Below are 17,851 nucleotides of genomic sequence, written 5' to 3' on the forward strand. Positions count from 1 at the left end.
ACAAGCAATAATTCAGGCGTCCACCATGGCCATCGCCTCCTCCACATCCACTGCCACCAGACGCGAGCAACCGGGTTCGTGCATCGTCACCCCCATCAATTGATCGGCCATTTCCATGGCGATCTTGTTGTGGGTGATATAGATGAACTGCACCGTCTGCGACATCTCTTTGACCAGCCGTGCGTAGCGTCCAACGTTAGCGTCATCCAATGGCGCGTCAACCTCATCGAGCATGCAGAACGGCGCCGGATTCAACTTGAAGATGGCAAAAACCAGGGCCAATGCAGTCAGGGCTTTTTCGCCACCGGAGAGCAAATGGATGGTGCTGTTCTTCTTTCCTGGCGGCTGCGCCATGATCGTCACCCCTGTATCGAGTAGATCTTCGCCCGTCAGTTCCAAATACGCGCGTCCTCCACCGAAAACTTTTGGGAAAAGGGCCTGTAAACCGCCATTGATCTGATCAAAGGTATCTTTGAAGCGGTTTCGGGTTTCCTTGTCGATCTTGCGAATCACGTTCTCGAGCGTGTCCAGCGCTTCCACCAAATCGTCGTTCTGAGCATCCAGATAACGTTTACGCTCGGATTGTTGCTGGTATTCGTCGATAGCCGCGAGGTTGATCGCGCCGAGACGCTGAATTCGCGCGGCAATGCGCTCGAGTTCTTCTTCGGCGTCTTTCTCGTTGGCCTCGGCCAGCAGGGTCGCGAGTACGCCGTGCAGGTCGTAGCCGTCCTCCAGCAATTGATCTTGCAAAGTCTTGCGCCGCACCGTCAGCGCTTGCCATTCCATGCGCTGCTGTTCGAGCTGGCTGCGAATCAAATGGGATTGCTGCTCGGCCTGAGTGCGGCGCTTTTCGGCGTCGCGCAGTTCGCGGTCGGCGTCTTCCATGGCGATTTGTGCGGTTTTGAGCTCTTCGTCGACGGTCATGCGCTTGTCGAGCAGCTCTTCGAGTTTCAGCCGCAGCTCTTCCAGTGGCGCCTCGCCCTCTTCCAGATTGAGGCTGAGCTGTTCGCGCTTCTCGGTCAGGCGCTCGGACTGCATTTCCAGCCGTTCGAGGGCCTGACGAGTGGAATCGTGTTGCGCCTTCAGCGAACCGAGGCGCACCGCCAGTTGATGCGCATGATCCTTGTGCTGTCGGGCTTCCTGCCGCACCCGGTCGAGGCGTTCGCGAAGGCTGTCGCGCTGGGCCAACAGCAACTCACGCTGCTCGGTGTCCAGCGCCATGCTGTCGAGGGCTTCCTGCAATTGCAGACGCGCTTCGCCGATGTTTTCGTGTTCCAGGGCGCGCTGCTCGCTCAGCTCGGTGAGTTCTTCATCGAGACGGGTGCGGCGCAGGGTCAACTGCTCGACCTTGGCTTTGCCGGCGGACAACTGGGCTTTCAATTCGCCCTGCTGACGGGCTTCGTCTTGCAGCAGACGGCGCAAATGTTCGCGGCCGTTTTCCTGCTGACGCTGTTGTGCCCTGAGATTCTGAAGTTGGGTTTCCAGGGTTTCGACCGTGGCTTCACGCTCTTCGCGTTCGAGGCCCAACCGCTGGATTTCCTGGCCACGGGCAAGTACGCCACTTTCCGCTTCACTGGCCCGGCGCACACGCAAAAAGTGTCGGCCGACCCAGTAACCGTCGCGGCTGATCAGGCTTTGGCCGGCGGCCAATTGCCCGCGCAAGGCCAAGGCCTGCTCAAGGCTGTCGACCGGTTTGACCTGCCCCAGCCACGGCGACAGATCGATCTGCGCCTCGACCTTGTCGAGCAAACTGCCAGGCATGCGCACGCCATCGGTGGCCGGGCTGAGCAGGCGCAAATCGCCTTGGGCAAACCCGGCCAGATCGAAATCACCGAAGTCATCCACCAGCACCGCTTGCAGGTCGGCGCCGAGCACGGTTTCCACCGCCAGCTCCCAACCCGCCTCGACCTTCAGGCCTTCGGCCAGACGCGGACGATCCGTCAGATGCTGTTCGCGCAGCCATTCGGCAGTGCCGGTGCCGGGATCGAGCGCGGCTTGCTGCAAGGCTTCCAACGACGCCAGTCGACCGTTGAGCCGCTGCAAATCACCTTGGGCTTGCTGCTGATTTTGCAGCGCTAATTGCAATTCCTGACGCAGTTGTTCAAGACGTTCAACCTGAGCCTCTTCACTGGCCTGCAAGTCTTCGAGCGTGGCCTCGGACGCAGCCAACAGCTCGCTGAGTTCCATGATCGCCGCGTCCTCCGGATCCGCCGACAGCAACGCGCGCTCTTCGCCAAGGCGCTTCTGGCGATCGGCCAAACGTTCCATGCTGGTTTCCAGCTGCTGGATTCGCGACTGCTGAACTTCAGCCTGACGGCGTGGCTCGGCGGCAGTGAGGTTGAAGGTGTCCCACTGCTCCTGCCAGCCGTGCATGGTGGTTTCGGATTCTTCGAGCGCGGCAGCAGCTTCTTCGGCGGCGGCGCTGGTGACTTCCTGTTCCGGCGTGAGCATGTCCAGCTCTTCGCCCAAGGTCAGCAGCAAGGTACGGTCGTGGCCCAGGTGAGACTCGGTTTCCAGCCGCGCGCGCTCGGCTTCCTTCAGGTCGTCCTGCAACTGACGCAAACGCTGCTGACCGTGCTGGATGCTCTGCTCGACCCGGGCGATGTCGCCACCGACCGAATAGAAACGCCCCTGCACCAGATTGAAGCGCTCGGACAGATCGTGATGACCGTCACGCAGGCGTTCGATGGCCGCGTCGGCATTGCGTTGCTCGGCCACCAGGGCCTCGAAGGTGACTTCCTGAGTGCCGATGATCGACTCGCGCTGGCCGACCTGTTCGTTCAATGCCTGCCAGCGCAGGGCCGACAGCTGGGCCTTGAGCTGGCGCTCTTCGCCCTTGTATTCCTGATACTTCTTGGCGGCCTCGGCCTGGCGGTGCAAGCGTTCAAGCTGACGCTCGAGCTCTTCGCGCAGGTCGGTCAGGCGGGCAAGGTTTTCGTGGGTGCGGCGGATACGGTTTTCAGTCTCGCGCCGACGTTCCTTGTACTTGGAAATACCGGCGGCTTCTTCGATGAAATTGCGCAGGTCTTCGGGCTTGGATTCGATCAGCTTGGAGATCATCCCCTGCTCGATAATCGAATAGCTGCGCGGGCCGAGGCCGGTACCCAGAAAGATGTCGGTGATATCGCGGCGGCGGCATTTGGTGCCGTTGAGGTAGTAGGTGGTCTGGCTGTCGCGGGTTACTTTGCGGCGAATGGAAATTTCCGCATAGGCGGCCCATTCGCCGAGCAGGGTGCCATCGGAGTTATCGAACACCAGCTCAATGCTCGCCTGGCTCACCGGTTTACGGCTGGTCGAGCCGTTGAAGATGACGTCGGTCATCGACTCGCCGCGCAAGTTCTTGGCCGAGCTCTCGCCCATCACCCAACGCACGGCGTCGATGATGTTCGACTTGCCGCAACCATTGGGGCCGACCACTGCCGCCATGTTACTGGGGAAGTTTACCGTGGTCGGGTCGACGAAGGATTTGAACCCCGCCAGTTTAATGCACTTGAGCCGCACGCTTAAGCGACCGTCAGGGCAGAAACCACCAGATCGCAGCTGCGCTGGGCATACGCCGTCAGCACCACGCGGATCTGCGGCAAGTCACGGGCCAGCACGGCGGCGAGCAAGCGCTCGAACAGTTCGAGGAACTCGCTCATCGAGGCCTTGCGCTGATCCAGCGCAAGGAAATACGCGCGGCTCATGGCCGGCTGCAAATTCTCGACGGTTTCCTGCAAGTACGGGTTGTTGGCGAACGGATACGCGGCGCGCATCACACTGAAGCTGTCGTCGACGAACGTGCGAATGTCCTGGCGTTCGTAGCTGTCGGTCAGGCGCTGCTGGATCTGCAGAAACGGCACCATGTCGGCCTGGACTTGCCAGCCGCTGGCCACGGCATTGCCGAGCAAAATGTACAACTCGCTCATCAACGTGCACAGGCTCTGCACCTTGTGCGCCGTGAGCTCGGTCACGTGGGCGCCACGTCGCGGCAAAATCGCGATCAAATGGCGGCGCTCGAGAATCAGCAAGGCCTCACGGACTGAACCGCGGCTGACATTAAGGGCCAGCGTGACCTTCTGTTCCTGAATGCGCTCCCCCGGCTTCATTTCGCCGCGAATGATACGTTCGGCGAGGTGGTGAGCGATTTGCTCGGCGAGGCTGTCCGGGGCCTTGAACGTCATGGTTGTCCTTCAAACTCTTCGATCTGCACAAGCGGCGCAGTGTAGCGCAATTGATGGGTCATGGCGGAGTGCCCACCCAGCGGTTTTTGGCACGATTCACGCAAAAGGCAAGCTATCCCGTGAGGGTCAATAATGAAGGAACGAGTCGTTGATCGACAAAATGCTATTTCCTGACCTTTAAGTCAGAAAATCATTGACCGAAAAGTCAGACCTGATAAATTCGGCTCATGTCGGTTAACAACAATAATGAGTTTGCGAGGCCTTCCGTGATCCAGTTTTTACTAAACCAGGAACTCCGTAGCGAGCACGCCCTGGACCCGAACCTGACCGTGCTCAATTACCTGCGCGAACATGTGGGCAAGCCCGGCACCAAAGAAGGCTGCGCCAGCGGTGACTGTGGCGCCTGCACCGTGGTGGTCGGCGAGTTGCAGACGGACGACTTGGGCCGCGAACACATTCGCTATCGCAGCCTCAACTCGTGCCTGACGTTCGTCTCCTCCTTGCAGGGCAAGCAACTGATCAGCGTCGAAGACCTCAAGCACCAAGGCGAGCTGCACAGCGTGCAAAAAGCCATGGTCGAGTGCCACGGCTCGCAGTGCGGTTTCTGCACGCCGGGCTTCGTGATGTCGCTGTTCGCGCTGCAAAAGAACAGCGATCAACCGGATTCTCACAAGGCCCACGAAGCGCTGGCCGGCAACCTCTGCCGCTGCACCGGTTATCGGCCGATCCTGGCCGCCGCCGAGCAATCCTGCTGTGGCAAACAACCCGACCAATTCGATGCTCGCGAAGCGGACACTATCGCCCGCCTGAAAGCCATCGCCCCCACCGATATCGGCGAACTCAACAGCGGCGACAAGCGCTGCCTGGTGCCGTTGACCGTGGCCGATCTGGCCGACCTCTATGACGCTTATCCACAGGCCCGCCTGCTGGCCGGCGGCACCGATCTGGCGCTGGAAGTCACGCAGTTCCACCGCACCTTGCCGGTGATGATCTACGTCGGCAACGTCGCCGAAATGAAACGCATCGAACGCTTCGACGATCGCCTGGAAATCGGCGCCGCTACCGCCCTCTCCGATTGCTACGACGCCTTGAAGACCGAGTACCCGGACTTCGGCGAATTGCTGCAGCGCTTCGCCTCCTTGCAGATCCGCAACCAAGGCACTCTGGGCGGCAACATCGGCAACGCCTCGCCAATCGGCGACTCGCCACCGCTGCTAATTGCCCTCGGCGCGCAGATCGTCCTGTGCAAAGGCGAAACCCGCCGCACCCTGTTGCTGGAAGATTACTTCATCGATTACCGGGTCACCGCGCGTCAGGAAAGCGAGTTCATCGAAAAGATCATCGTGCCGCGCGCCAGCGTTGAACAACTGTTCCGCGCCTATAAGGTTTCCAAGCGTCTGGATGATGACATTTCCGCCGTTTGTGCCGCGTTCAACCTGCGCATCGACACCGGCGTGATCGCCGACGCCCGCATTGCTTTCGGCGGCATGGCGGCCATTCCAAAACGTGCCAAAAACTGCGAAGCCGCCCTGCTGGGTGCGCCGTTCAACAACGCCACCATCGAACGCGCCTGCGCTGCATTGGCCGAAGACTTCACGCCGCTCTCGGACTTCCGCGCCAGCAAGGAATACCGCCTGCTCAGCGCACAGAACCTGCTGCGTAAATACTTCATCGAACTGCAAACACCGCACATCGAGACTCGGGTGACCGCTTATGTCTAATCATCACGCTGTAGAGAAGACCCAAGCCGAACTGGCTGAATTGTTCGCCAAGGACCTGACCACCGGAGTCGGCCGCAGCGTCAAGCACGACAGCGCCGACAAGCATGTGTCCGGTGAAGCGCAGTACATCGACGATCGGCTGGAATTCCCCAATCAGCTGCACGTTTACGCACGGCTGTCGGACCGCGCCCATGCGAAAATCATCAGCATCGACACCAAGCCCTGCTATGCCTTCGAAGGCGTGCGCATCGCCATCACTCACAAAGATGTGCCAGGCCTGAAAGACATTGGCCCACTGTTGCCGGGCGACCCATTGCTGGCAATCGATGATGTGCAGTTCGTCGGTCAACCGGTCCTGGCCGTGGCGGCGAAAGACCTGGAAACCGCGCGCAAAGCAGCCATGGCTGCAATCATCGAATACGAAGATCTGGAACCGGTTCTGGATGTGGTCGAAGCCCTGCGCAAACGCCACTTTGTGCTCGACAGCCACACCCATCAGCGCGGCGATTCGGCGACTGCTTTGGCCACTGCCGAACATCGTATTCAAGGCACGCTGCACATCGGCGGTCAGGAACACTTTTATCTGGAAACCCAGATCTCTTCGGTGATGCCGACCGAAGACGGCGGCATGATCGTTTACTGCTCGACCCAGAACCCCACCGAAGTACAGAAACTGGTGGCGGAAGTGCTGGACGTGTCGATGAACAAAATCGTCGTCGACATGCGCCGCATGGGCGGTGGTTTCGGCGGCAAGGAAACTCAAGCAGCAAGCCCGGCGTGCCTGTGCGCGGTGATTGCGCACCTGACCGGTCAGCCGACCAAAATGCGCCTGCCGCGTGTCGAAGACATGCTGATGACCGGCAAGCGTCACCCGTTTTACGTCGAGTACGACGTGGGCTTCGACAGCACCGGCCGCCTGCACGGCATTGCGCTGGAACTGGCCGGTAACTGCGGCTGCTCGCCGGACCTCTCGGCGTCGATTGTCGACCGCGCGATGTTCCACGCCGACAACTCGTATTACCTCGGCGACGCGACCATCAACGGTCACCGCTGCAAGACCAACACCGCGTCGAACACCGCTTACCGTGGCTTCGGCGGGCCGCAAGGCATGGTTGCCATCGAAGAAGTGATGGATGCGATTGCCCGGCATCTGGGCCTCGACCCGCTGGCGGTGCGCAAAGCCAATTACTACGGCAAGACCGAGCGCAACGTCACCCATTACTACCAGACCGTCGAGCACAACATGCTCGAGGAAATGACCGCCGAACTCGAAGAAAGCAGCCAGTACGCCGAGCGTCGCGAAGCGATTCGTCGCTACAACGCCAACAGCCCGATCCTGAAAAAAGGCCTGGCGCTGACCCCGGTCAAATTCGGTATTTCCTTCACCGCCAGCTTCCTCAACCAGGCCGGTGCGCTTATCCACATTTACACCGACGGCAGCATCCACCTGAACCATGGCGGCACCGAAATGGGCCAGGGTCTGAACACCAAGGTTGCGCAAGTCGTGGCTGAAGTATTCCAGGTGGAAATGGACCGCGTGCAGATCACCGCGACCAACACCGACAAAGTGCCAAACACCTCGCCGACCGCCGCTTCCAGCGGTGCCGACCTCAATGGTAAAGCGGCGCAAAACGCGGCGGAAATCATCAAGAAACGCTTGGTGGAATTCGCCGCGCGGCAATACAAGGTCAGCGAAGAAGACGTGGAATTCCACAACGGTCACGTGCGGGTTCGCGATCACATTCTGACGTTTGAATCGCTGATCCAACAGGCGTATTTCGCCCAGGTGTCGCTGTCGAGCACCGGCTTCTACAAGACCCCGAAAATCTACTACGACCGCAGTCAGGCCCGTGGTCGGCCGTTCTACTACTACGCCTTCGGTGCAGCCTGCGCCGAGGTGATCGTCGATACCCTGACCGGCGAGTACAAGATGCTGCGCACCGACATCCTTCACGACGTCGGCGACTCACTGAACCCGGCGATCGATATCGGTCAGGTCGAGGGTGGTTTCATCCAGGGCATGGGCTGGCTGACCATGGAAGAACTGGTGTGGAACAACAAAGGCAAACTGATGACCAACGGCCCGGCCAGCTACAAGATCCCGGCGGTGGCGGACATGCCATTGGACCTGCGGGTGAAACTGGTGGAAAACCGCAAGAACCCGGAAGACACGGTGTTCCATTCCAAGGCCGTGGGTGAGCCGCCGTTCATGCTCGGCATTGCCGCGTGGTGCGCGATCAAAGACGCCGTGGCCAGTTTGGGCGACTACCAGCATCAACCGAAAATCGACGCACCGGCGACCCCGGAGCGGGTGTTGTGGGGCTGTGAGCAGATGCGGCAGTTGAAGGTGGCGAAGGCCGCCGAAGCTGAGCCGGAGTTGGCTTCACTTTAAGACCGCGTTGCGGCCATCGCAGGCAAGCCAGCTCCCACAGGTACGATGCAATCCTTGTGGGAGCGTGGCTTGCCCGCGAAGAGGCCCCAACAGACAACAGAGATGTTGAGGTGAAACATGTACAACTGGATCGACGCCCTCGCCGACCTGCAAACCCGGGGTGAACCCTGCGTGTTGGTGACCATCATCGAAGAGCTCGGCTCGACGCCGCGTAATGCCGGCTCGAAAATGGTCATCAGCGCCACGCAAACGTTCGACACCATCGGTGGCGGGCACCTGGAATACAAGGCCATGCAGATCGGCCGCGAGATGCTGGCCAGCGGCCGACAGGACACCCATCTGGAGCGCTTCAGCCTCGGTGCCAGCCTGGGCCAGTGCTGCGGCGGCGTGACCGTATTGCTGTTCGAACCGATGGGCCAGGTCCAGGCGCAGATTGCGGTGTTCGGCGCCGGCCACGTCGGTCGGGCGCTGGTGCCGCTGCTCGCCAGCCTGCCTTGCCGGGTACGCTGGATCGATTCGCGGGAAGCAGAATTCCCTGAACAGATTCCCCACGGCGTGCGCAAAATCGTCACCGAAGAACCGCTGGATGAAGTGGATGATCTGCCCACCGGCAGCTACTGCATTGTCATGACCCACAATCATCAGCTCGACCTTGAACTCACTGCTGCGATCCTCAAGCGCAACGACTTCGCCTACTTCGGCCTGATCGGTTCGAAGACCAAACGGGTGAAGTTCGAACACCGTCTGCGTGACCGTGGTTTTGATAGCAGCGTGCTGCAACGCATGCGCTGCCCGATGGGCATCGGCGAAGTCAAAGGCAAGTTGCCTGTGGAAATCGCCATCTCCATCGCCGGCGAGATCATCGCCACCTATAACGCGAATTTCGGCCAGCACACTGCCAGCGCCGGATCATCGATCGCCAAACTGCTGCCTGCTTCACGCCGCAGCCAAGCTTTGAACTGAAAAGCTTCGAACTAATTGAGAACTCACATGCCTCTGACTCGCAAAGCCTACCGCGCCGCCCTCCTGCACAGCATCGCCGACCCCGCCGAAGTGGGCATCGAAGCCTCGTATGAGTATTTCGAAGACGGCTTGCTGGTGGTCGAAAACGGCCAGATCAGTGCCATTGGCCACGCCAGCGAATTGCTGCCGACCCTGCCGGCCGACATCGAGATTACTCATTATCAGGACGCGCTGATCACCCCGGGCTTCATCGACACCCACATCCACCTGCCGCAAACCGGCATGGTCGGCGCCTATGGCGAACAGCTTCTGGACTGGCTGAATACCTACACCTTTCCGTGTGAAAGCCAGTTCGCCGACAAGGGCCACGCTGATGAAGTGGCGGACATTTTCATCAAGGAACTGCTGCGCAACGGCACCACCACTGCGCTGGTGTTCGGCAGCGTGCATCCGCAATCGGTGAATTCGTTCTTTGAGGTCGCCGAACAGCTGGACCTGCGGATGATCGCCGGCAAGGTGATGATGGACCGCAACGCGCCGGATTACCTGACCGACACCGCCGAATCGAGCTACGTCGAAAGCAAGGCGCTGATCGAGCGCTGGCACGGCAAGGGTCGCCTGCACTACGCAGTCACCCCACGCTTCGCCCCAACCAGCACCCCGGAACAACTGGCCCTCGCCGGCCAGTTGCTGAGTGAATATCCGGATCTGTACATGCAGACTCACATCAGCGAAAACTTGAAGGAAGTCGAGTGGGTCAAGGCGCTGTTCCCGGAGCGCAAGGGCTACCTGGATGTCTACGATCACTACCAATTGCTCGGCGAGCGCTCGGTGTTCGCCCACGGCGTTCATCTGTGCGACGACGAATGTGCGCGACTGGCGCAGACGGGTTCAGCGATTGCGTTCTGCCCGACCTCCAACCTGTTCCTCGGCAGCGGCTTGTTCAATCTGCCGATGGCCGAGAAACACAAACTCAATGTCGGCCTCGGTACCGACGTCGGCGGCGGCACCAGTTTCTCGCTGCTGCAAACCCTGAACGAAGCCTACAAAGTCATGCAACTGCAAGGCGCACGGCTGAGCCCGTTCAAGTCGCTTTACCTGGCCACCCTCGGCGGCGCCCGCGCCCTGCGCCTGGAAGACAAGATCGGTACCCTGCAACCGGGCAGCGACGCAGACTTCCTGGTGCTGGACTACAACGCCACGCCACTGCTCGGCTATCGCCTGAAGCAGGCCAATAACATTGCCGAGACGTTGTTTGTATTGATGACGCTGGGTGATGACCGGACTGTTTTGCAGACGTATGCGGCGGGGAATCGGGTGCATCAGCGCTAAGATCTTCCGGGCATAAAAACCCCCCCGTAGCCATACAGCCGGGGGATTTTTTTGCCTGTCAGAAAGCTATCGCGGGCAAGCCCGCTCCCACAGGGTTCGGGGTGGGATGCAAACCTTGTGAACACCACAGATCACTGTGGGAGCGGGCTTGCCCGCGATGGCCGCGACTCGGTCTGACTTATAGCTTGGCAGTCGAGCGCCCCGGCTTCTTGGTCTGCAACAAATGCGAAAACACCGCATGCAAATCATCCGACGCACTTTCTTCGTCGAGATTGAGTTTGCTGTCGATGTGGTCCATGTGATGCATCATCAGGTCCACCGCCAGCGTCGCGTCCCGCGCTTCGATCGCGTCGATCAACTGGGTGTGTTCATCATAAGAACAGTGGGAACGGTTGCCGCTCTCGTACTGGGCGATGATCAACGAAGTCTGGGACACCAGGCTGCGCTGGAAGCTGATCAGCGGTGCGTTTTTCGCCGCTTCGGCCAGTTTTAAATGGAACTCGCCGGACAGACGGATACCGGCACCACGATCGCCACGGGAAAAGCTGTCGCGCTCGTCGTTGACCATCTGCCGCAGTTCGAGAAGTTGCTCGGCGGTGGCGTGCTGAACCGCCAATTCAGTGATCGCCCGCTCCACCAGACGCCGCGCCAGAAACACCTGACGGGCCTCTTCGACACTCGGGCTGGCGACGACAGCGCCGCGATTCGGTCGCAGCAACACCACGCCTTCATGGGCCAGACGCGACAGCGCGCGGCGAATGATGGTGCGGCTGACCCCGAAAATTTCCCCCAGCGCTTCTTCGCTCAACTTGGTGCCGGGCGCCAGACGCTGTTCGAGGATGGCCTCGAAGATATGCGCGTAGACAATATCGTCCTGGGTACCGCTGCGGCCGGCTTTGCCTGTTCGCGGTTGTTTCTTGAGGGGTTGCAACTGTTCGTTCATGGGCACTCGAGTCGGGAGAACTGCGGCGAATTGACCGTGACTGTAATACGGCACAGTGGGTCGCTGGCAAGTATCGCGTAAAAAACACCGCGATTGTACACAATGGACGGTGGCAACACGACTGTACGGCTGTTTGTCGCCCTCGCTGTATTGCAACGATCCATCACGTTTGAGTTTAGGCTTTAAAGCAGAATCCGCAGCTTGAACGCGATTCCCTGTGGGAGCGTGGCTTGCCCGCGAAGGCGTAGTGTCATTCAGCATTGATGTCGACTGACACTACGCCTTCGCGGGCAAGCCACGCTCCCACAGGGTTCAGCGGTGCTACGGACATCTTTATCAGAACAAGGAACACCGCTGTCATGACCGACGCCACGCACACGCAGCTTCGCCCCCTGACTGACACGTCACCCTCGGCTATCGTCGCCGGGTTCATCGCCATGATGACCGGCTACACCAGTTCACTGGTGCTGATGTTCCAGGCCGGGCAAGCGGCGGGGCTGACTAGCGGGCAGATTTCGTCGTGGATCTGGGCGATCTCCATTGGCATGGCGGTGTGCTCGATCGGCTTATCCCTGCGCTACCGCACCCCGATCACCATCGCCTGGTCGACCCCGGGCGCGGCGTTGCTGATCACCAGCCTGGGTGGTGTCAGCTACGGCGAGGCCATCGGCGCCTACATCACTTGCGCAGTGCTGGTGACCATTTGCGGCCTGACCGGCAGTTTCGAACGGCTGGTGAAAAAGATTCCGGCCTCATTGGCGGCGGCATTGCTGGCGGGGATTCTGTTCAAGATCGGCAGCGAGATTTTCGTCGCCGCCCAGCACCGCACTGCACTGGTCCTGGGGATGTTCTTCACGTATCTGGTGGTCAAACGCCTGTCGCCCCGCTACGCCGTACTCGCCGCGCTGTTGATCGGCACAGCACTGTCGGGGTTCATGGGACTGCTGGATTTCAGTGGCTTTCATCTGGAAGTCGCGACGCCGGTCTGGACCACGCCGCATTTCTCCCTGGCCGCGACCATCAGCATCGGCATCCCGCTGTTCGTGGTGGCGATGACCTCGCAGAACATGCCGGGCATCGCCGTATTGCGCGCCGACGGCTACAACGTGCCGGCCTCACCGTTGATCACCACCACCGGCATCGCCTCGTTGCTGTTGGCGCCGTTCGGCTCCCATGGAATCAACCTGGCCGCCATCAGCGCGGCTATCTGTACCGGACCGCATGCCCATGAAGATCGCAACAAGCGCTACACCGCAGCCGTCTGGTGCGGGATTTTCTACGGGATTGCCGGGGTGTTCGGCGCGACGCTGGCGGCGTTGTTTGCCGCATTGCCTAAAGAGTTGGTGCTGTCGATTGCCGCGCTGGCGTTGTTCGGCTCGATCATCAATGGGTTGAGCATTGCCATGGCGCAAGTGCAGGAACGGGAAGCAGCGCTGATTACCTTTATGGTGACGGCGTCGGGGCTGACGCTGTTTTCCATCGGTTCGGCGTTCTGGGGGATTGTGGCGGGGGTGTTGACGCTGGTGATTCTGAATTGGCGCAAGGCCTGAGGGCCCCTTCGCGGACAAGTCGGATCGCCGAGATCGACATCGCAGGCCAAGCCATGTGCCTACAAAAAGCAGGCATAAAAAAACGGCGACCCTTGGGTCGCCGTTTTTTAGAACATCAAGCTACCGGATTGATCGGCTTTTCCGGGTACCAGACGTCGATCAGCGGGCTGACGGTTGCTTCGGTCAGTTCGCTGCGGCCTTTGAGCCAGGCTTCAACAGCGGCACGCTGCTCTTCGGAAACCGAGCCACGCTTCTGCAGGCAAACCAGACCGAAGTCGTCGCCGCCAACATAGCCAAGACCGTTGGCTTCCATGGCTTCTTTCAGGAACGCGTCGAGGAAAGCATCAATGGCTTCATCAGCCAAATCTTCTTTGAAATCCAGGTTCAGTTCGAAACCCAGCTCTTGAAATTCATCGACGCACAGTTTTTTGCGCAGACGCTGGGAACGGTTAGTCGCCATTGGAACAATCCTCATAAGTAATAACGGGCCGCACTTTAGCAGTTTAAGACGCCGATTGCCCGCCTCGGAACAGCGCTACACCTACCGTCGGTAAAAAAATAGCGGATTAGACGACCGGGGTAAGGCACAAGCTGTTGCACCTTGGGGCATAATGCCGACACTTTCATGACCGCTGAGGGAATTTATTTCCATGCCCTCGTCTTTTTTCCCCTCGGCTGTAGGGTTTTATTTCAGATGATCAAATCTTTGCGTCCATTGCTGCTGGCCAGTCTTCTTCTACCCCTGGCCCTTCCCGTTTCCGCCGCGTCGATCAACACCGCCCTGTCGCCCAACGTCGAAAAGGCTCTCAAGGCCAGCAAACTGCAGGACAGCGCCCTGTCGCTGGTGATGATCCCGCTCAATGGCCCGGGCACCCCAACCATTCATAACGCTGACGTTTCGGTTAACCCGGCCTCGACCATGAAGCTGGTGACCACGTATGCCGCACTGGAAATGCTTGGCCCGAACCACCAGTGGAAAACCGAGTTCTACACCGACGGCACCCTTAGCGGTGGCATCCTCAACGGCAACCTCTACCTCAAGGGTGGCGGCGATCCGAAGCTGAACATGGAAAAACTCTGGCTGCTGATGCGCGATTTGCGCGCCAACGGCGTGACCCAGGTCACCGGCGACCTGGTGCTGGACCGCGGCTTCTTCGTACAACCGCAACTGCCTGAATTCAACGACGACGGCAATGACGAGAACAAACCGTTCCTGGTCAAACCCGACGCGCTGCTGGTTAACCTGAAGGCCCTGCGCTTCGTGGCCCGCAACGACTCGGGCAAGGTCCTGGTGTCGGTCGAACCGCCGATTGCCAGCATCCGCATCGACAATCAGGTCAAGGCGCTCAACTCCAAACAGTGCACCGGCGGGGTGCGTTACAACCCGGTGACCCAGGCTGATGGCAGCGTCACCGTGACTGTCGGTGGCCAGTTGGGCGAAGGTTGCAGTTCCCAGACCTATCTGTCGCTGCTCGATCACGCGACCTACACCGCCGGCGCCGTGCGGGCGATCTGGAAGGAATTGGGCGGCAGCATCCAGGGCCAGGATCGTCTGGCACCGACGCCGAGCAACGCCAAGGTGCTCGCCCGGGCCTATTCGCCAGACCTGGCGGAAATCATTCGCGACATCAACAAATACAGTAACAACACCATGGCTCAGCAGTTGTTCCTGAGCCTGGGCCAGAAGTTCCGCACCGATGCCGACGGTGACGACGCCAAGGCCGCTCAGCGCGTGGTGCGTCAGTGGCTGGCAAGAAAAGGCATTACTGCGCCGCACCTGGTGATGGAGAACGGCTCCGGCCTGTCCCGCGCCGAGCGAGTGAGTGCCCGTGAGATGGCCGCGATGCTGCAAGCCGCCTGGCGCAGCCCATACTCCGCCGAGTTCATCAGTTCGATGCCAATCGCCGGCACCGACGGCACCATGCGCAAACGCCTGAAGACTACCGCGATGCGCGGTGAAGCCCACGTCAAGACCGGCACCTTGAACACCGTGCGCGCCATCTCCGGCTTCAGCCGCGACATCAATGGCAATACGTGGGCGGTAGTGGCGATCCTCAACGACAAGGCACCGTTTGGCGCCTCCTCGGTACTGGATCAGGTGCTGCTGGATCTGTATCGCCAGCCGAAACTGCCGGAAACGGCTTCGGTGTTGTAACCCGATCTGTAGAACGCCTTAGATCCAATGTGGGAGCGACCTGTGTGGCGAGGGGGCTTGCCCCCGTTGGGCCGCGTAGCGGACCCAGGATCTGCGAGCGCTGCGCACTCGAACGGGGGCAAGCCCCCTCGCCACATAGGCTCGCTCCCACAGGGGCCTGCACGTGGCCTTAACTCATCTGCCCCTCAACCCGATCCCTTCCCGCCTGCTTCGCCGCATAAACCCCCGAATCCGCCCGCAACAGCAGCGCATCCGCGCCCTCTCCGGCCCGCCAGCTGGCAATCCCGAAACTCGCGGTGACAATCCCGACCTCGTCGATCGGCGCACTGCGCAACCCTTGCCACAACTCCACGGCCAACACATAGGCCTGTTCGCCGTCGATATCCGGACAAAGCACCATGAACTCTTCGCCGCCCAGGCGACAGAACACATCAGTGCGCCGCAGGCGACCGCCAATGCGCTCGCACACGGCCTGCAACACCCGATCACCCATGGCATGACCGTGCTGATCGTTGATGCGCTTGAAGTGATCGATGTCGAGCATGATCACCGACAACTCGCCACCGCCGCGCTCGACCCGGGCCATTTCGGTGGTCAGGCGCTCCTGGAAGTAGCGACGGTTATGGATTCCGGTCAGGGAGTCAGTCACTGACAATGCGCGCAATTCCTCTTCCACGCGCTTGAGGTCGGAGATGTCCGAGATGAAACCATGCCATAGCACACCGCCCCCGGGCAGTTCCTCTGGAGTTGCTTCGCCGCGGACCCAGCGCAGACCTCGCTGGGGCAATTGCACGCGGTATTCCTCGCGCCAGGGGCTGAGGGTGTCCGCCGACGCCTGGATCGACGCGCGGACCCGACGCGTGTCCTGAGGATGAATCCGCGCGAACACCGCTTCGGCGTTGAGCAACAGCACGTCCGGCTCAAGTTCGTAGATATCGCGCATACCGTCACTGGCGTAGATCACGCTGAAGCGCCCATCGAATTCCATCTTGAACTGGTAGATCCCGCCGGGCACATGGGCGCTGAGTTTCTTCAACAACAGGTCGCGTGCCGCCAGGGCCTCGTGGACACGCTTGCGCTCGGTGATATCGATACAGATCGCCAGGTGGCCGACCCACAAGCCTTGCTCGTCGAGGACCGGGGTCGCCAGCATGTTCACCGTCAAATGGCTGCCGTCATGGCGGACCAGCGTCCACTCCCGGGCTTCGTGACCGCCCTCTTCCCCGCCTTCGACCAGCATCGCCTGACACGTCGGGATCGGCTTGCCATAGCGCGCGCTCAACTCCGCCGAGCGCGCTTCGAGTTCCCGGGGCAGGTGCAGGTTTTCCAGGGTCATGTGGCCCACGGCCTGCGCGCTGAAGTAACCAAGCATCTGCTCTGCGCCGGCATTGAAGGTGCTGATGATTCCGCGCAGGTCGGTGGCGATGATCGCCACCTGAGTCGCGGCATCCAGCACACCGCGCAACTGGCCATGCGTGCCGCGCAACTCTTGCTCACGGTCGTGAAGTTCCCGGGTCCGCTGCTCCACCATTTTCAGCGCCCGCTGGCGCTGGCTGACCAGCACATAGAGAAACACACTGAGCAGCAGGCTGAGCAAACCGCCGAGCACCACCAGGCTGGCCACCGAGGAATGGTTGGCTTGCAGGAACGCGACGCTGGGGCGCATATCCACTTGATAATCATGGTCGGCCAGACGTAGCACGCGCGTGGAGGACAAGTCACTGGCCCCCGCCGTGTTGGTCGACTCGTACAACACTTCGTGTTGATCATGGGTGGACAAGTCAAGAATACGCACCGAGAGAGAATCATGATTCTCTTCCGGCAGCCCGTCCGCCAACAGCTGGCGCATGCTGATCACCGCCATGACATACCCGGCGGGCGTGGCGTCCGGGAGGTTCTGACGGATGACTGGCGCTACCAGCAACACGCCCCGCGAATAGGCGGGCTCGATGCCGACCAGATGCAACGGTTGCGACACGGTCATGCGGCCATTGCGATCGGCCCGTTCCAGGGTCGAACGACGCAGGGGTTGAGCCAGCAAATCGTAACCCAGCGGCGCAGGCAGTCGGCTTTGGGTTTGGGTGTAGAGCACCGGTACGTACTCGTCCCGTTCCGTGGCCGGTTGCAACTGGCCATCGGCGGTGAGTTCGCGAAAGGTGAAATCGCCCAAGCCTTCTTCACGCACCACGCGTTCAAGCAGGGGACGTTCAGCACGGGAAACCCGGGGGGCCCAGGAATAGGCCTGGGTGCGACGCAAAAGAGGTCTGGCGTAACCGTCGAATTCCTCGCGGGACACCGATCCGGAATTGATGAAGAACCGGCGCAGGCCGTCGAGGCGCTGTTCCTGATCTTCGAAACGTTCTTCGATGCGACTGTAACGTTCACTGGCGAGCAGCTGAAAACGTTGCCGCAATTGCTGATGGAATTGATTGAACGTCGCCCAGGCCAGCAATCCCGTGAGAATCCCGCCGACGAGCAACGCCAGCAGCGCGACCAGCCAGGCCGAAACATCTTCGCGGATAAAACCCAGGATCTTGGGGCGCACGGCGTGTAACGACATAGATACAACTCAAAACGCCAGGTGCCGGAAAAGCCCATTGGCCATGAGTTGAGTTATAGCTATTAGCCACTA

Annotated in this window: 11 protein-coding genes; 6 read left to right on the top strand and 5 right to left on the bottom strand. The window is 60.4% G+C overall.

Annotation, left to right across the window (positions count from 1 at the left end; genetic code table 11):
* Nucleotides 1-12 precede the first annotated feature (12 nt).
* A complete protein-coding gene (gene smc / locus ACZ3HH_RS14605) occupies nt 13-3,501 on the bottom strand; it encodes a chromosome segregation protein SMC (protein WP_465805585.1) in 3,489 nt (1,162 codons plus the stop codon).
* 2 nt (nt 3,502-3,503) lie between these two features.
* The gene (locus ACZ3HH_RS14610; RefSeq protein ID WP_465805586.1) at nt 3,504-4,163 is read right to left on the bottom strand and encodes a GntR family transcriptional regulator; all 660 of its coding nucleotides are present in this window, start codon (nt 4,161-4,163) and stop codon (nt 3,504-3,506) included.
* A 266-nt stretch (nt 4,164-4,429) separates the two neighbouring features.
* Here ACZ3HH_RS14610 and xdhA point away from each other — a divergent pair, with 266 nt between their 5' ends.
* From xdhA to guaD, 4 genes are all read left to right on the top strand, one after another.
* Nucleotides 4,430-5,884 carry a xanthine dehydrogenase small subunit gene (gene xdhA / locus ACZ3HH_RS14615; RefSeq protein ID WP_465805587.1) on the top strand — a complete coding sequence of 485 codons (1,455 nt, stop codon included), beginning with the start codon at nt 4,430-4,432 and terminating at the stop codon, nt 5,882-5,884.
* Nucleotides 5,877-8,276, top strand: a complete 2,400-nt coding sequence (xdhB, locus tag ACZ3HH_RS14620) for a xanthine dehydrogenase molybdopterin binding subunit (protein WP_465805588.1) — start codon at nt 5,877-5,879, stop codon at nt 8,274-8,276. Before xdhA ends, xdhB begins: the two co-directional genes overlap by 8 nt.
* 117 nt (nt 8,277-8,393) lie before the next feature.
* Nucleotides 8,394-9,239 (top strand): xanthine dehydrogenase accessory protein XdhC, encoded by an 846-nt coding sequence (xdhC, locus tag ACZ3HH_RS14625; RefSeq protein ID WP_465805589.1) that lies wholly within the window; start codon nt 8,394-8,396, stop codon nt 9,237-9,239.
* 27 nt (nt 9,240-9,266) lie between these two features.
* A complete protein-coding gene (gene guaD, locus ACZ3HH_RS14630; protein ID WP_465805590.1) occupies nt 9,267-10,571 on the top strand; it encodes a guanine deaminase in 1,305 nt (434 codons plus the stop codon).
* Nucleotides 10,572-10,749: 178 nt separating this feature from the next.
* Here guaD and ACZ3HH_RS14635 read toward each other — a convergent pair whose 3' ends face one another.
* Complete coding sequence (locus tag ACZ3HH_RS14635; protein WP_465805591.1) at nt 10,750-11,514, bottom strand: GntR family transcriptional regulator; 765 nt, start codon at nt 11,512-11,514, stop codon at nt 10,750-10,752.
* 359 nt (nt 11,515-11,873) lie between these two features.
* Between ACZ3HH_RS14635 and ACZ3HH_RS14640 the strand changes: the two genes are divergently transcribed.
* Nucleotides 11,874-13,064: a benzoate/H(+) symporter BenE family transporter gene (locus ACZ3HH_RS14640; protein ID WP_030127887.1), complete on the top strand. Its 1,191-nt coding sequence runs from the start codon at nt 11,874-11,876 to the stop codon at nt 13,062-13,064.
* A 115-nt stretch (nt 13,065-13,179) separates the two neighbouring features.
* On the opposite strand, the gene ACZ3HH_RS14645 is transcribed toward ACZ3HH_RS14640, so the two are convergent.
* Nucleotides 13,180-13,524: a YggL family protein gene (locus ACZ3HH_RS14645; protein WP_007896965.1), complete on the bottom strand. Its 345-nt coding sequence runs from the start codon at nt 13,522-13,524 to the stop codon at nt 13,180-13,182.
* 234 nt (nt 13,525-13,758) lie between these two features.
* Between ACZ3HH_RS14645 and dacB the strand changes: the two genes are divergently transcribed.
* Nucleotides 13,759-15,219, top strand: coding sequence for a D-alanyl-D-alanine carboxypeptidase/D-alanyl-D-alanine endopeptidase (gene dacB, locus ACZ3HH_RS14650; RefSeq protein ID WP_460146979.1), 1,461 nt, complete (start codon nt 13,759-13,761; stop codon nt 15,217-15,219).
* A gap of 169 nt (nt 15,220-15,388) precedes the next feature.
* Here the strand turns inward: dacB and ACZ3HH_RS14655 are convergent, their stop codons facing one another.
* On the bottom strand, nt 15,389-17,779 hold the full coding sequence (locus tag ACZ3HH_RS14655; RefSeq protein WP_465805592.1) for a sensor domain-containing diguanylate cyclase: 2,391 nt from the start codon (nt 17,777-17,779) through the stop codon (nt 15,389-15,391).
* Nucleotides 17,780-17,851: the final 72 nt, after the last annotated feature.

The organism is Pseudomonas sp. PME37.24/025, assembly GCF_055556615.1.

Excerpts from the sequence above, each read along its gene's own strand:
- ACZ3HH_RS14610 (WP_465805586.1), bottom strand. The coding sequence starts at position 4,163 with ATGACGTTCAAGGCCCCGGACAGCCTCGCCGAGCAAATCGCTCACCAC.
- xdhB (WP_465805588.1), top strand. The coding sequence starts at position 5,877 with ATGTCTAATCATCACGCTGTAGAGAAGACCCAAGCCGAACTGGCTGAA.
- xdhC (WP_465805589.1), top strand. The coding sequence starts at position 8,394 with ATGTACAACTGGATCGACGCCCTCGCCGACCTGCAAACCCGGGGTGAA.
- guaD (WP_465805590.1), top strand. The coding sequence starts at position 9,267 with ATGCCTCTGACTCGCAAAGCCTACCGCGCCGCCCTCCTGCACAGCATC.
- ACZ3HH_RS14635 (WP_465805591.1), bottom strand. The coding sequence starts at position 11,514 with ATGAACGAACAGTTGCAACCCCTCAAGAAACAACCGCGAACAGGCAAA.
- ACZ3HH_RS14640 (WP_030127887.1), top strand. The coding sequence starts at position 11,874 with ATGACCGACGCCACGCACACGCAGCTTCGCCCCCTGACTGACACGTCA.
- ACZ3HH_RS14645 (WP_007896965.1), bottom strand. The coding sequence starts at position 13,524 with ATGGCGACTAACCGTTCCCAGCGTCTGCGCAAAAAACTGTGCGTCGAT.
- dacB (WP_460146979.1), top strand. The coding sequence starts at position 13,759 with ATGATCAAATCTTTGCGTCCATTGCTGCTGGCCAGTCTTCTTCTACCC.
- ACZ3HH_RS14655 (WP_465805592.1), bottom strand. The coding sequence starts at position 17,779 with ATGTCGTTACACGCCGTGCGCCCCAAGATCCTGGGTTTTATCCGCGAA.